The organism is Acidovorax sp. GW823-FHT05D11 (genome assembly GCF_058795695.1).
Map to the genome: position 1 here is coordinate 2,642,961 of NZ_CM179502.1, position 13,773 is coordinate 2,656,733.

Genomic DNA, 13,773 nt, shown 5'->3' on the forward strand with positions numbered 1-13,773 from the left:
GTGAAACTCCGGTGAAATTCAAAAAAATGAGGGCGATGTACTTGGAAATACGCAGCAGGAGAGGGCCTGGATTCAGCGAATCAAACGCTGATCAACCACGCTCACCCGAAGGGATCTGGCCGGTGCGCACGGCATCGGCGGCCTGGGCACGCACGGCGGCGCGGTCGGCGGTGGATTGATACGTCACCACACGCGAACCTGCGGGCTCGATGGAGCGGGTCTGGGCCACGGTGGCGGCTTCGGCGGCCACTTCGGCGCGCGTGCGGTTCGTCTCGAACTTCGTGGCGAACTGCGAGGCATCGGCTTCATCGGCCTGGGCACCGAAAGAAGCGAAAGCAGCCACGGCGGCGATGGAGAGGAAGCGGGCGGTCTTGTTCATGATGAAATCCTTCAGGAAGAAAAAAGCGTCTCAAAAAAGCCGGGACAAAAACCATTTCTGAACCGGGTTCGGTGAGTCGCCTTGCGGGTTCGGCTCATCGATGGGATGAACTGTACGTGGATGGGGCGCGAAGAAAAACCACCGGGTCGCAAACTAACTGTTCCGGTATTGGAAACAATGAGGGTGTGAGCAGGCAGGGTTTACCCATATTTTTGTGGCAGCAATGGGGTTTTAGCGCCTCGAATCCTGGCGAGTAGGGCGTTTTTCAGGAACGATGGGAAACCGGGGCAATGCCCATGCCAAGGACGGCTGGCGCGAGTTCCGCCTACGTGGCGCCCCCAGGATTGCGCCCGGCATCCGCGTACTGCCGCCAGGCGCTTGATCTGCATCAAGGTACCGCATGCCCAAGGCGGCCGGGGCGATACACAGGGAGGGAACGTCATATAGTCCAAGGTAACCCTTTGTGTTCTTGCATGACAGACTCTCTTGTACCTGCGGGCATCGACACCGCGGACAGCCCCCACTACCTGCGCGCGTTGACCGACATGGCCGATCGGCGCATGGTGGTCGCTGACGCCGCCATCTATACCGACAACGGCATCAAGCTGGTCGAGAAGGGGGCCCGCATCGATGGCCGCCTGTACGACCGCCTGGTGCAGCACAAGCTGCGCGAGCCGATTGACCGGCACCTGTCCATCGACAATCCCGTGGATGTGCCTGCCTTGCTGGCTGCGGGCCAGGCCTTGGTGGAGCGGGAGGTGCTGCCCCGGCTGCTGGCCGAAACGCTGGGTTCGGCTGCCCGGCTGCTGGCGCCGCTGCGCTCGCTGCCCTTGCCTCCCTCCATGGCCTGCAAACTCACCGTGATGCGTGAGCAGCGGCCTGAACTTTTCCAGCACAGCCTGCAGATGATGACCGTGGCCGTGTTTCTGGCCATCAAGAGCGAGCTGGGCGAGCGCGACTGCGCCAACCTCGCCGCCGCAGCCTTGCTGCACGACCTGGGCGTGCTGCACATGGACCCGGCCTGGAGCGATCCCGACCACAAGGTCGTTGGCGTGCAGCGCAAGCACCTGGTGGCGCACCCCATCACCGCCATGCTCATGATCCGCGACACCCAGGCCTACCCCCGGCCGGTGGAGGTGGCGGTGCTGGAACACCACGAGCGCATGGACGGCAGCGGCTATCCGCGCGGGCTGGCGGGTGCGGATATCTCGGTGCTGGGCCGCATCCTGCTGCTGGCCGAAGTGGTGGCTGCGTTCTACGAGAAATACGACGACATGCCCGCGCAGCGCCTGTCACTGGTGCTGCGGCTGAACCATCGCAAGTTCCCATCGGCGCTGGTGGCGCATCTCCTGCCCCTGCTGCAGGAGGAGGTCGCCCGCGACTCCGCGCTCATGCCCCTGGGCAACGATGCCCCACGCCAGATGGACCTTCTCGCCGAAGCCTTTGCCTGCTGGGACCAGCTCAAGGCCGCATTGCCCCCCGGAACCAGCGCGAAGACGCTGCCGGGGAGCGCCCTCGCATTTGTCGATGCCCGCCTGCTGGCCCTTCAGAAAGCCCTGACGGAAGCTGGTTCGCACCCCCAGCAGCAGGGCGAGTTCATGGCGCAGCTGCGGGGCGACACCATGGGCATGGCCGAAGTGGCCCTGGTGGGGCGCGAGGCGCTGTGGCAGCTCCAGAGCATCCTGAATGCCAGCCACCGCCGTTGGCCGCAACTGGCGCAGCGCGCCACGCCCGCGGATGGGGCGGTGGCGGATTGGTGTGATTGGGCCCTCCGAAAGCTCTGAGAACCTGTTCAGGATCTTTTCGGGGGCGCGCAAGCGTCTTGCCGGGGCCCGTGAGTCAACGTGTTTTCAGGCCGCCTTGTTGCGGCGCCGCAGGAGGCGATGGCGCATCGCCCATCCCGCCATGAGGGCCGAGAGGATCGCCAGGCCCCATTCGGACAGCGTTGGAATGGAAGCCGGGGCGGCGGGTGGCGCGATGCCCACGTGGACCGTGAACGAATCGGCGGTGGGGCCCGCGCCCCAGGTCCAGGTGTAGGAGCCTGGCGTGAGCCCCAGGCTGGCCAGCGAGGTCCCCGTCCACGTGGCCGAGGAAGCGAGCGCCGATCCGGAGACGTAGCCCAGGGGGGCGAAGACAAATCCCGGTGCCATCATGCCGTCCAGTCCCACCATGTCGCCCGACGATGTATCGGCGAGGACAGGGCCTCCCGCCCCCAGCATGGGAGGCCCGGAGACGCCCATGTAGGCCTCCACCGTCCCGGCCGTGCCGGTGAAAATCAGCGCAGCCGAGGGGATGACCACGGAGAAAAGAGGCCCGTTGCCGGCCGGGGTGAGGGCTGCCATGTTCATGCGGCCGCTGCCGCTGGCGACCACATTGCCGCCACTTTCGAAAACGTAGACCGCATAGGCGGCGAACGTGTTGCCCGACAGGAGAAGCAGCAGGGCGACTGCTGCCGACTGGATTGCCTTCATTGAACGACTCCCTCTGTTTCCTTTTGCGGTCCATTGTAGGGAGCGCGGCGTGTGCCGCCCAGCTCTGAATGGCAGGGCCTTCCCGGGCCTTTCCGAGGTTTTCATGCTGTTGGCAAAATACTGGTTATATTTACAGTATTAGTGTTTTCGGACCCTCTCTTCCCACCATGCCTGCGCAACGCCACTCCCTGCGGGTTGTCGCCTCCGATCTGCCATCTGCCGTGCCTGGCGTCTGGCACGCGGACGGGCTGGTGGGCACGGGCCAGCACCAGGCGCAACCCACGGGGTATGCGCTGCTGGATGCGCAGCTACCGGGTGGAGGGTGGCCTGTCGGGGCGCTGAGCGAGGTGTTGCAGCCCTTGGCGGGCCTGCATGAATGGCAGCTGGTGCTGCCCGCCCTGGCCCAGGCCACGGCCGCGCGGCATGGGGCCGTGGTCGTGGTGGCGCCCCCGTGCGAGCCTTTTGGCCCGGCGCTCCAGGCCCAGGGGCTGCCCCCCGGGCGGCTGGGCCTGGTGCGGGCGGATACGGCCATGTCGGCGCTGTGGGCCGCCGAGCAGGCGCTGCGGTGCCGGGATGTGCTGGCCGTCATGGCCTGGCTGCCGCAGGCACAGCCGGCGGCCTTGCGCCGGCTGCAGCTGGCCGCGGCCCAGCAACAGCAGCTGCTGTGGGTGTTTCGGCCCGTCAGCGCGGCCCCCCAGGCGTCGCCAGCCTTGCTGCGGCTGCAAGTCCAGGGCATGCCCATGCCCGCGGGCACGCCCGTGTTCCCCGGGATGCAGGTGCACATTCTCAAGCGCCGGGGGCCGCCCCTGGCGCAGGGGCTGCCATTGCCCGGATGCCACCTTCTGCTGGCGCAGGTGCTGGCGGCGCAGGCCGAACGGCGGCGTGCTGCCCAGGCCGCGGCGGTGGGCATGATGGAGGAAGGCCGGGGCGCATTGGCCGTTGCACTCCCCGCCGGGGGCGCCGTGCCGCGTCGGGCGCCCGCGCCCGCATCGCCAGGGGGGAGGGGGCATGCACTGGATCGCGCTGCCATGGCCACGGCCGGATGAGGGGGAGGGCGGTTCCACGGCGCTGGCAGGAGCCGCCGTGGCGATGGAGCCGTCGGCGGGCTGGTGGGCGCTGCGTTTTACACCGCGCGTGGCGCTGGTGGACGATGAGGCCGTGCTGCTGGAAGTGTCCTCCACCGAACGGCTTTGGGGCGGGCGCGATGTCTTGCTGGCGCAGGTGCTGCAGGCCTGGGCCGTGGCGGCTTCCACCTCGGGCGGGCAAGGAGAGCCTGTTTTTTCTGAAGGAAGCAGGCCCTGTGCGCAGCCGCCGTGGGGCTGCGGCCCCACGGCGCTGGTGGCGCACGGCTTTCTGAGGCTGGCCCTGGCGGGCCGGGCGCCGCCTGCGCAGGGGCCGCCAGGGCTGCCCTTGCATGCGCTGACCGCCTTGCGCCCGCATGTGGCAAGCCTGGAGCGCATGGGCTGCCGCACCTGGGGGGCGCTGCGTGCGCTGCCGCGCCCGGGGGTCTCGCGGCGTTTTGGCGCGGGGGTGCTGCGGGCCCTGGACCAGGCCTTTGGCGATGCCCCCGAAGCGCATGCGTGGCTGGAACTGCCCGAACAGTTCGCGCTGACCCTGGAGCTGCCCGCGCTGGCGGCGTCGGCCGATGCGCTGCTCTGGAGCGCCCACCGTGGCATCGCGGCCCTGCATGGCTGGCTGCAGGCACGCCAGCAAGGTGTGCTGGGGCTGGAGCTGGCGTGGCGCCACGACCTGCGGCGCATCGACGGCGTGGTGATCGCGCCCGTGCAGGCGCTGCAGGTGCGCACGGCGCAGGCCACGCAGGACATGGCGCATCTGCGGCGGCTCCTGGCGGAAAACCTGGCGCGGACCACGCTGGCCGCGCCAGCGAACCAGATCACGCTGCGCCTGCTGGATGCGGCCCCGCTGGCGCACCGCAGCGCCAGCCTCCTGCCGCCGGATGGCCGTGGGGGCAGCGACCCGGGCCTGCCGGGTGGCGTGCAAGGCGAGGCCTTGCACCAGCTGCTCGAGCGCCTGTCCGCCCGGCTGGGGGCCGAGCATGTGCAGGCGCCGGTGCTGCAGGCCGACCACCGCCCCGAGCGCATGCAGCAGTGGCGCCCGGCGGCCGAGGTGCTGCGCGTGGCGGCGCCCCCCGCCCCGCGGCCCGGGGTGCATCCGCCAGCGCTTCCGGCGCGGCCCTGGACGCCACGCCCGGCGGGCTGCTGCAGCCCACCTGGCTGCTGAACCCGCCACGGCGCCTGGCCGTGCAGGGCAACCGCCCGTGCCACCACGGCCTGCTGCGCCTGCTGGCCGGTCCCCACCGCTTCGAGGCGGGCTGGTGGTCCGGGGCCGGCAGCGACGATGCAGACCCGGCCCATCCCTGCGCCGGCCTGGCCTTGCGCGACTACTTCGTCGCGCACAACGATGTGGCGGGGCTGGTGTGGGTGTTTCGCGAGCGCCTGGCATCCGTGCCGGAGGGCGCGCGGGCCGCGGCGCGCCCCCACCGCTGGTTCCTGCATGGAATCTTCGGATGATGGCGCCAGGGAGTTTCACCATGTCTTCGCCCATGCCAGGGAATGCCGCTGTGGCCGGGTTGCCGGACTACGCCGAGCTGCATTGCCTGTCCAACTTCAGCTTTCAGCGCGGGGCATCGCACCCGCAGGAACTCGTGGCGCGTGCGCTGGAGCTGGGCTACCGGGCGCTGGCACTGACCGACGAATGCTCCGTCGCGGGCGTGGTGCGGGCCTGGGAGGCGGCCCTGGAATGCGGCTTGCACCTCATCGTGGGCAGCGAGTTTGTGTGGGGTGATCTGCGGGTGGTGGTGCTGGCGCGGGATGCCGAGGGCTGGGGCAACCTGTGCGAGTTCATCACCGCCGCCCGCGCGGCCGCGCCCAAGGGGCAGTACCACGTGGGCGCGGCCAGCCCATGGGCGGCTTTGAAGGGGTGCGAATTGTTGCTGTTCCCCTGCCGGCATGGCTTTGATGCTTCTGATTTGATAGCTGTCAGCGCTTGCCTATCCAGCGCCAAAGGCCAATTTGGCTCATATTTTGACGGCCATCTCTGGCTGGCGGTCGAGCTGCACCTGGCCCCGGACGACAGCCTGTGGCTGGCCACGCTGCAGCGTGCGGGCGCGGCGCTGGGCTTGCCACTGGTGGCAGCGGGTGATGTGCACATGCACGCTCGTTCGCGCAAGCCGATGCAGGACGTGATCACCGCCGTGCGCCTGGGCTGCAGCGTGGGTGAATGTGGTTTTGCGCTGCAGCCCAATGCCGAGCGCCACCTGCGCCGGCGCGTGCGGCTGGCGGGCATCTACTCGCCCGAGTTGCTGGACGCCACGCTCACGGTGGCGGGGCGCTGCACTTTCCGCCTGGATGAAATCAAGTACCAGTACCCGCTGGAGACCGTGCCTGCCGGCATGACGCCCGCGCAGGCCCTGGCCTGGCTGGTGGATGTGGGCGTGCAGGGCGAATACCCGCAAGGCGCGCCAGAGAAGGTGTGGGTGCAGATCCGCAAGGAGCTGGATCTGATCGCGCACTGCCAGTACGAGATGTACTTCCTCACAGTGCATGACATCGTGCGCTACGCGCGCAGCCAGGGGATCCTGTGCCAGGGCCGCGGTTCGGCGGCGAACTCGGTGGTCTGCTACATGCTGGGCATCACGGCCGTCCCGCCCGAGAACACCAACCTGCTGTTCGAGCGCTTCATCAGCAAAGAGCGCAAGGAGCCGCCCGACATCGACGTGGACTTCGAGCACGACCGGCGCGAGGAGGTCATCCAGTACATCTACGAAAAATACGGCCGCGAGCGCGCCGCCATTGCTGCCGTGGTCACCACCTACCGCACGCGCAGTGCCCTGCGCGATGTGGGCAAGGCACTGGGCGTGGCGCCGGCCTTGGTCGATGCCTTCGCCAAGGACCACCACTGGTTTGACGAACAGTTCGCCACCGACCGGCTGCAGGAACTGGCGGAAAGCCTGGGCGCACCGCTGCACCGGCACACGGCCCAGCTGTGGCTGGAACTGGCGGCGGACCTGAAAGGCTTTCCGCGCCACCTGAGCCAGCATGTGGGCGGTTTCGTGCTCACGCATGGCAAGCTCACGCGCCTGGTGCCGGTGGAGCCGGCGAGCATGGAGGACCGTTCCGTCATCCAGTGGGACAAGGACGACCTGGACACCATGGGCTTGCTCAAGGTCGATGTGCTGGCCCTGGGCATGCTCAGTGCCTTACGCCGCTGCCTGGATCTGCGCGATGCCTTGCGCGGTGAGCGCTGGGACCTCAAGGGCATTCCGCGCGAAGACCCTGCCACCTACGACATGATCTGCGCCGCCGACACTGTGGGCGTGTTCCAGATCGAGAGCCGCGCGCAGATGAGCATGTTGCCGCGTCTGCGGCCCCGCGAGTTCTATGACTTGGTGGTGGAGGTGGCCATTGTGCGGCCGGGGCCTATTCAGGGCGGCATGGTGCACCCCTACCTGCAGGCGCGCGAACGCAGGCGCAGGGGCGAGCCGCTGCAACTGGAGAAGCCCGAGCTGGAAGAGGCCCTGGCGCGCACCCTGGGGGTGCCGATCTTTCAGGAGCAGGTGATGCAGATTGCCATGATTGCGGCGGACTTCACGCCGGGCATGGCGGATGACCTGCGCCGGTCCATGGCGGCCTGGAAACGCAAGGGGGGCGTGCACCGGTTTGAAGAACCCCTCAAGCAGGGCATGGAGGCTAAGGGCTACCCCGCCGAATTTGCCGACCGCATTTTCCAGCAGATGCTGGGCTTTGGCGAATACGGCTTTCCCGAAAGCCACGCCCACAGCTTTGCCTTGCTGGCCTATGCCAGCAGCTGGCTCAAATGCCACGAGCCCGCGTGTTTTCTGGCCGCGCTGCTCAACTCGCTGCCCATGGGCTTTTACACCGCCTCACAACTGGTGCAGGACGCGCGCCGCCACGGCGTGCGCGTGCTGCCCGTCGACGTGACCCTCAGCCACCACGATTGCACGCTGGAAGGTCCGGCCGAATACTTGCGGCCTGCCAAGGGGCTGCCCGCGCCACTGCTACCGCAGCCTGCTGTGCGCCTCGGCCTGCGGCTGGTGGGCAGCCTGCAGGAAGAGGCTGCCAAACGCCTGGTGCAAGTCCGCGTCACGGGCCCTGCCTTTGCCAATACCGAAGACCTGGCCCTGCGGGCCCGCCTGAGCCCGCAGGACCTGCAGGCCCTGGCCGCTGCCGATGCCCTGGCCAGCCTTTCGGGCCACCGGCGCCAGCAGATGTGGGACGCTGCCGCGCAGCACCCCGCCCCCGTGTTGCTGCGCGATGTGCCCGTGCACGAAGCGCCGCTTGCCTTGCCAGCCGCGCCCGAAGGGGAGGAAATCCTGTTCGACTACGCCGCCACCGGTCTCACCCTGCGCCGCCACCCGCTGGCCCTGCTGCGCCCGCGCCTGGACCGCTGGCGCCTGCTGAGCGCGCTGCAATTGAATGCCGTGCCCCATGGCCGCAAGGTGCGCGCCTGCGGCATCGTCACCGTGCGCCAGCGCCCCGGCACGGCCAAGGGCACGATGTTCGTCACGCTCGAAGACGAGACCGGCCCCGTGAATGTGATCGTGTGGCCCGCGCTGGTGGACACCTGGCGCAACGCGCTGCTGCGCTCGCAGTTGCTGGCGGTGGAAGGCATGTGGCAGTGCAGCGTGCCGGAAGGTGGCGGCGCGCCCGCCCGGGGTTCCATTTCGCCATCGTCCCCGCAGGCGCCGGCATCCACGGTGGTGCGTCACCTGGTGGCCCAGCGTTTCAAGGACCTGACCCCGCTGCTCGGCCGCATGGCCCATGCGCTGCAGGGGAGCCGCGATTTCCATTGATGAAGGAGGGTGGCCCCCCTGACCCGCAATTGAGCGGGCGCCGTCCGGTCAGGTCAGCGCGCGGGCGATGCTTTGCTGGCGGCCTGCCGCGCGGGTTGCGAGGCGGTGCCCGCGGCCCCCTGGGCGCCGGGCTTGACGGGTTCCCTGGCGAGATCCAGCAGGGGCTTGCAATGCGTGTCGTCGTCGGCCGCGGGCACGGTGATGGGCACCAGCGCCAACGCGGCGGGAGCCACGGCCGCTGCCACCACCGCCGCGCCCGCGCGCAGCAGCAGCGGGCCGGCTTCCACGCCGACCTTCGGGTCGCCGAACGTGCCTTTCACGTACAAGGGCGAGCGCAGCGAGAAGAACTTCCATTGCAGCGACTCGGGCTTGATGCGCAGGTTCATCTCCTCGGTGCCCAGGTCGATGGTGCCGGTGGCCTCGACGATCGCGTCTTCGGTGCTCATCTTCACCACGCGCGTGGTCGCCAGGCCGTCCACCACCGTGAAATCGGCCACCGCGCAGCGCAGGTGCACTTCCTTGTTTTCACCAAAGAGCTTGCCCACGATGATGCTGCCCACGTTCAGCGCGGCCAGGTCCAGCATCTGCTTGCTCAGCGTGCCGTCCCGCACGTACAGGCGCATCTCGCCCGTGCCCTGGCCCAGCAATCCGGCCAGGCTGTTGCCGCGGCTCTCCAGTGCGATGGCGCCGTCCATGTGGCCAAAACTCTTCTGCATGAGCTGCACCTTGGGGAACAGCGCCGAAAGCTGCAAGCCCTGCACGGTGCCGCGTATCTGCGCCTTCAAGGGCGCGGCGCGCCCGTCGATGCTCACCTGCGATTCGATCTTGCCCTGCGCCACGCCAAACGTGAGGGGCGCGAGCTTGAGCTGCGCGTTTTCCATCACCGCCCGCACGCTCAGGTCTTCCAGCGGCAGGCTCTCGGGGCGGATGATGTGGCGGCCCTTGAACACGATGTCCATGTCCATGGCATTCCAGCGCTCGGCCGCGAACTTGGAGTCCGGCAGCACCTTGCCACGCTGGTCGCGGCCACGGTGCGTGTTGTCGGGCTTGGTGGTCCCGATGGTCGGCCCCAGGTCCGCCAGGCGCAGCTGGTTGGACGCCATCGTCCCGGTGAGCCGTGGGCGCGGCTTGCCCGACGTGTACTTGAGCGACCCCTGAAGATCGCTCTGGCCCACCTTGCCTCGGAAGCCGTTGTATTCCCAGACCGCCCGTTCGGGCTCCAGGCTCCCGGTCAGCCGGCCGGTGGTCTCGAAGGGCGGGGTGTTGGGCAGCACCAGCCCGGTCAGGTCGTACAGGTCGGCCATGCTGCCGCCCTTGAGCCGGACCTGGAAGTCCAGGCCGGACAATGCGCCCGGGTTGGCCAGAATTCCTTGCGCCGACAGCGACACGCTGCCGGCGCTGGCGTCGATCTGAAGGGGGTAGTTCACCACCTTGTTGCGCAGGCTGATGACCTGGCCCGCTCGCCCCTGGCCCCTGACCTGCGCCTTGGCATACCGGCCCTGCAGTTCGAAGCGCAGGCCATAGGGCACCGGCCCCGCCGCCGCACCGGGCGTTTCGGACGCCGCCCGCGCAGCGGGCGCTGCCCCGGAGGCAGCGGCGCTCGCGGATGAGGACGCCCGCGCCAGCGCGGGCTGCGCCGGGGCCGATGCGGCGGCGGAGGTGCCGGATGGCGTGGCCGCCGGCCCGCCGGGGAGCACCGGCTCGGTGGTGTCAATGCGGGCCTGCAGGTCCAGGTCCTTCATGCCGTCGGCATAGGCCAGGACGCCCTGGTGGACCACCAGCCGGTCCACGTCGAAGCTCCATCCGCTCCTGGGCCCGTCCTTGCGCTCGAAGGTCCAGTTGCTCGCACCGCTGGCCGTGCGGGCCAGCGCCACCTGGGGGCCGGTGAGCGCCACGGTGTCGATGGAAAGATGCCGCCCCAGCAGGGGCAGCAGGCGCACGGTGGCGGTCGCGCTGCCGATGCGGGCCATGGTGGCTGGGCTGCCGTCGGTCTTGCCGGCCGTCTCGGCCGGGCCGGCTGCGCCTTTTGAAACCGCTTTGCCATTGGCACGCTGGAAGGGGGGCGTGAATCCGGAGGGGTTGTCCATGACCAGGCGTTCGGCCTTCACCGTGACGCCCGGCACCCAGCGCTGCCACCCTTCTTCCAGGGGCTGGGGCCAGCGCCATTGCGCGGACAAGTCACCTTCGATCGCAAAGTGCCGGCCCGTGGCTTCGCTCACTTTTTCATTGACCCAGGGCTTCGCGCGGTTCCAGTCGATCCAGGCGAGCAGGACCCCCAGCAGCACCAGCACCATCGCCACCAGCCCGACGGCCCACAAGGTCCACACCACAAGGCGCCTCCCGATGCCGGGTGCAGGCCGCTGGCGGGCCTGGGCCACGGCGGGGCTAGGCATGTCGGTGGAAGGCGCGGCAGGTGTGGATGGCATGAAGTCAGTCGGCGGGCAGCGTGGGTGTGGAGTGGGACTGTTGGGCGTGTTTTCAGCGGTAAGCGCATCCGGCCCAGGGGGAGCGGTGTGCGCGTCCACGGGGCCTTTTGGCGTTCATGCTAGCCCGCATCGGCGCGTATCGCAGCAGCACGGGCGCAACTGCCGCCCTTGTCCTACAGGGGCAAGAACCCCGCATGCCCGTGGGCCCCGGCGGGTCCGCGCAAGGTCAAGGGGGCTGCCTTCTCGGGTGCAGACGGGTTGTGCGGCATCGAAGGAGAGGGTTCATAAAATGTGCCCACCATGCACAACCCCCGCCATACCCATGCCCCTGCCGTGCGCGATGGCGTGGGGCCCAGCTGCGTGGTGCTGCCCAGCCAGGGGCAGGGCAGCATGCTCGACTTCCTGGCGCGGCGGCTCCCGGCGGTGGCCCGTGAGGAGTGGCTGCGGCGCATGCAGGCGGGCGACGTGGTGGATGAGCGCGGCGACCCCGTGGCGCCCGCTCGCCCGTTTGAAGGCGGCCTCAGGCTGTACTACTACCGCAGCCTGCCCGCGGAGCCCGCGCTGCCCTTCACGGAAACGGTGCTTTACCAGGACGAGCACCTGGTAGTGGCCGACAAGCCGCATTTCATGCCCGTGACACCGTCCGGCCGCTACCTTCACAACACGCTGCTCGTGCGGCTCAAGCGCCAGCTGGGCCTGCCGGAGCTTTCGCCCCTGCACCGCATCGACCGGGACACCGCGGGCCTGGTGCTGCTGTCGGTGCACCAGCGCACGCGCGGGGCCTACCAGGCGCTGTTCCGCGACCGCCAGATCACCAAGCACTACGACGCGATCGCCCCCTGGCGCGCGGATATCGCCTTTCCGCGGGAGCACATCAGCCGGCTGGAGGAAAGCCCGCAGTTCTTTCGCATGCAGGAAGTCCCTGGCGAGCCCAACAGCCACACGCGCATCGAGGTGCTGGACGTGGCAGGCGCGAGCGGGTGGGCGCGCTACCGCCTGTCGCCGGTCACGGGCAAGCGCCACCAGCTGCGGGTGCACATGGCGGCCCTGGGGCTGCCGCTGCGCAACGACCCGTTCTACCCGGTCGTCAACGATCCGCCCGAGGGCGACTATTCACGGCCGCTGCAGCTTCTGGCGCGCTCGCTGGAGTTCGTGGACCCGCTGTCGGGTGCGCGGCGGGTGTTCGAGAGCGGGCAGCGGCTGGGCCTGCCCTGAGGGCTGGGTTTTAAAGAGACGCCGCCAAGGTACAGCAGGGCTTGCGGGTGACGCAAATAAAAAAACCTGCCATGCAGCAATGCAGGGCAGGTTTCAGAATCTGGAGCGGGTGAAGGGAATCGAACCCTCGTATGAAGCTTGGGAAGCTGCCGTTCTACCATTGAACTACACCCGCGAAGCCTGCAATTATAGGCAGCATCCGCCCGGTCCCCGACGGGCGCCTGGTGCAAACGCGCAAAACGCATATGCATAGCCGATCTTGTTGGTTGGTCTGATGCACTGCGGGCTCTAGATTCCTTTCACCTGCAGCGCGGCGCAGGCTCTTCACCGAAAGGACGCGAATGACAATGCAACGCAATTCCTCAATGCCACCAGGCTGGCGTGCCTGGCTTCGCGCCTGCGTGGCAGGAAGCACGGTGCTCTTTTGCAAAGCGCTGTGGGCCGCCACTCCCATTCCCGCTGGCCCCCTGGTGACCACCGAATGGCTCGCGCAGAACCTCGACAACCAGCAGGTGCGCATCGTCGAGGTGAGCGTGAACCCGGGCCTGTACGAGCGGGGCCATGTGCCTGGGGCGGTCAATTTCTCGTGGCATCAGGACCTCAACGACCGCGTGCGGCGCGACATCGTGGGCAAGGAAGGCTTCGAGGCGCTGCTGTCCAGGGCTGGCGTGTCGCCCGAGACCACGGTGGTGCTGTATGGCGACACCAACAACTGGTTTGCGGCCTGGGGAGCCTGGGTGTTTGACATCTACGGCGTGAAGAACGTCAAGCTGCTCGACGGCGGGCGCAAGAAGTGGGAGGCCGAGAACCTGCCCCTGAACAACCGCGTGCCCGAGTTCGCCGCCAGCAGCTACAAGGTGGGCCAGGTCAATACCCAGCTGCGCGCACGCCTGGCGGACGCGCTGGCCGCCGCCGAGGGCAAGAGCAATGCGAAGCTGGTGGATATCCGCTCGGCGGATGAATACACCGGCAAGATCTTCGCGCCTGCCGGTGTGCCGGAGCTCAGCATCCGCGCGGGCCACATTCCAGGCGCGGCCAACGTGCCATGGGGGCAGGCGGTGAGGGAGGACGGTACCTTCAAGTCCGCCGACGAGCTCAGGAAGCTCTATGCCAGCGCGGGCGTGGACGGCAGCCGGCCCATCATCACCTACTGCCGCATCGGCGAGCGCTCCAGCCACACCTGGTTCGCGCTGTCCAGGATCCTCGGCTACAGCGTGAAGAACTACGACGGCTCCTGGACGGAATATGGCAACTCGGTGGGCGTTCCCATCACGAATCCGGCGGGCACCGTCTGGGCGGCCAAATGAGCCGCGGGCCGTGCCACGCCCGCGATTGAGAGGGTGAATGAAGCGGCGATCGGGAGACGGCGAAAGGCCACGATTTTTTGGTAGGGGTCTCCTTTACAGCCCGCTTCGTGCGGGCTTTTTTTCTCGGTGCCCGCGATGGCCG

Annotated in this window: 10 protein-coding genes and 1 tRNA gene; 7 read left to right on the top strand and 4 right to left on the bottom strand. The window is 68.5% G+C overall.

Features of this window, described 5'->3' with window-relative positions:
• Positions 1–91: 91 nt before the first annotated feature.
• Positions 92–379, bottom strand: coding sequence for a DUF4148 domain-containing protein (locus tag AC3RCE_RS12345; protein WP_218293877.1), 288 nt, complete (start codon positions 377–379; stop codon positions 92–94).
• 473 nt (positions 380–852) lie between these two features.
• Here AC3RCE_RS12345 and AC3RCE_RS12350 point away from each other — a divergent pair, with 473 nt between their 5' ends.
• A complete protein-coding gene (locus AC3RCE_RS12350) occupies positions 853–2,163 on the top strand; it encodes an HD-GYP domain-containing protein (RefSeq protein WP_218295190.1) in 1,311 nt (436 codons plus the stop codon).
• A gap of 66 nt (positions 2,164–2,229) precedes the next feature.
• Here AC3RCE_RS12350 and AC3RCE_RS12355 read toward each other — a convergent pair whose 3' ends face one another.
• Entirely contained in the window at positions 2,230–2,850 is a 621-nt protein-coding gene (locus tag AC3RCE_RS12355; RefSeq protein ID WP_492255288.1) for an IPTL-CTERM sorting domain-containing protein, read from the bottom strand.
• Between the two features lie 167 nt (positions 2,851–3,017).
• Between AC3RCE_RS12355 and imuA the strand changes: the two genes are divergently transcribed.
• Genes imuA through AC3RCE_RS12375 form a run of 4 tightly spaced genes read left to right on the top strand, consistent with a single transcriptional unit; the run spans position 3,018 to position 8,683 of the window.
• Positions 3,018–3,896, top strand: coding sequence for a translesion DNA synthesis-associated protein ImuA (gene imuA / locus AC3RCE_RS12360; protein WP_492255289.1), 879 nt, complete (start codon positions 3,018–3,020; stop codon positions 3,894–3,896).
• A complete protein-coding gene (locus tag AC3RCE_RS12365) occupies positions 3,859–5,091 on the top strand; it encodes a DNA polymerase Y subunit UmuC family protein (protein WP_492255290.1) in 1,233 nt (410 codons plus the stop codon). The genes imuA and AC3RCE_RS12365 overlap by 38 nt, the downstream gene beginning before the upstream one ends.
• A 20-nt stretch (positions 5,092–5,111) precedes the next feature.
• Positions 5,112–5,381: a hypothetical protein gene (locus AC3RCE_RS12370; protein ID WP_492255291.1), complete on the top strand. Its 270-nt coding sequence runs from the start codon at positions 5,112–5,114 to the stop codon at positions 5,379–5,381.
• Positions 5,382–5,401: 20 nt separating this feature from the next.
• Positions 5,402–8,683 (top strand): error-prone DNA polymerase, encoded by a 3,282-nt coding sequence (locus AC3RCE_RS12375; protein ID WP_492255292.1) that lies wholly within the window; start codon positions 5,402–5,404, stop codon positions 8,681–8,683.
• Positions 8,684–8,736: 53 nt separating this feature from the next.
• On the opposite strand, the gene AC3RCE_RS12380 is transcribed toward AC3RCE_RS12375, so the two are convergent.
• Complete coding sequence (locus AC3RCE_RS12380) at positions 8,737–11,109, bottom strand: AsmA family protein (RefSeq protein ID WP_492255293.1); 2,373 nt, start codon at positions 11,107–11,109, stop codon at positions 8,737–8,739.
• Between the two features lie 300 nt (positions 11,110–11,409).
• On the opposite strand from AC3RCE_RS12380, the gene AC3RCE_RS12385 reads away from it, so the two are divergent.
• A complete protein-coding gene (locus tag AC3RCE_RS12385; protein WP_218295187.1) occupies positions 11,410–12,324 on the top strand; it encodes a pseudouridine synthase in 915 nt (304 codons plus the stop codon).
• A 101-nt stretch (positions 12,325–12,425) separates the two neighbouring features.
• On the opposite strand, the gene AC3RCE_RS12390 is transcribed toward AC3RCE_RS12385, so the two are convergent.
• Positions 12,426–12,499: transfer RNA gene (locus AC3RCE_RS12390), tRNA-Gly, on the bottom strand.
• A gap of 166 nt (positions 12,500–12,665) precedes the next feature.
• Here AC3RCE_RS12390 and AC3RCE_RS12395 point away from each other — a divergent pair.
• The gene (locus tag AC3RCE_RS12395; protein WP_492255294.1) at positions 12,666–13,631 is read left to right on the top strand and encodes a sulfurtransferase; all 966 of its coding nucleotides are present in this window, start codon (positions 12,666–12,668) and stop codon (positions 13,629–13,631) included.
• Positions 13,632–13,773: the final 142 nt, after the last annotated feature.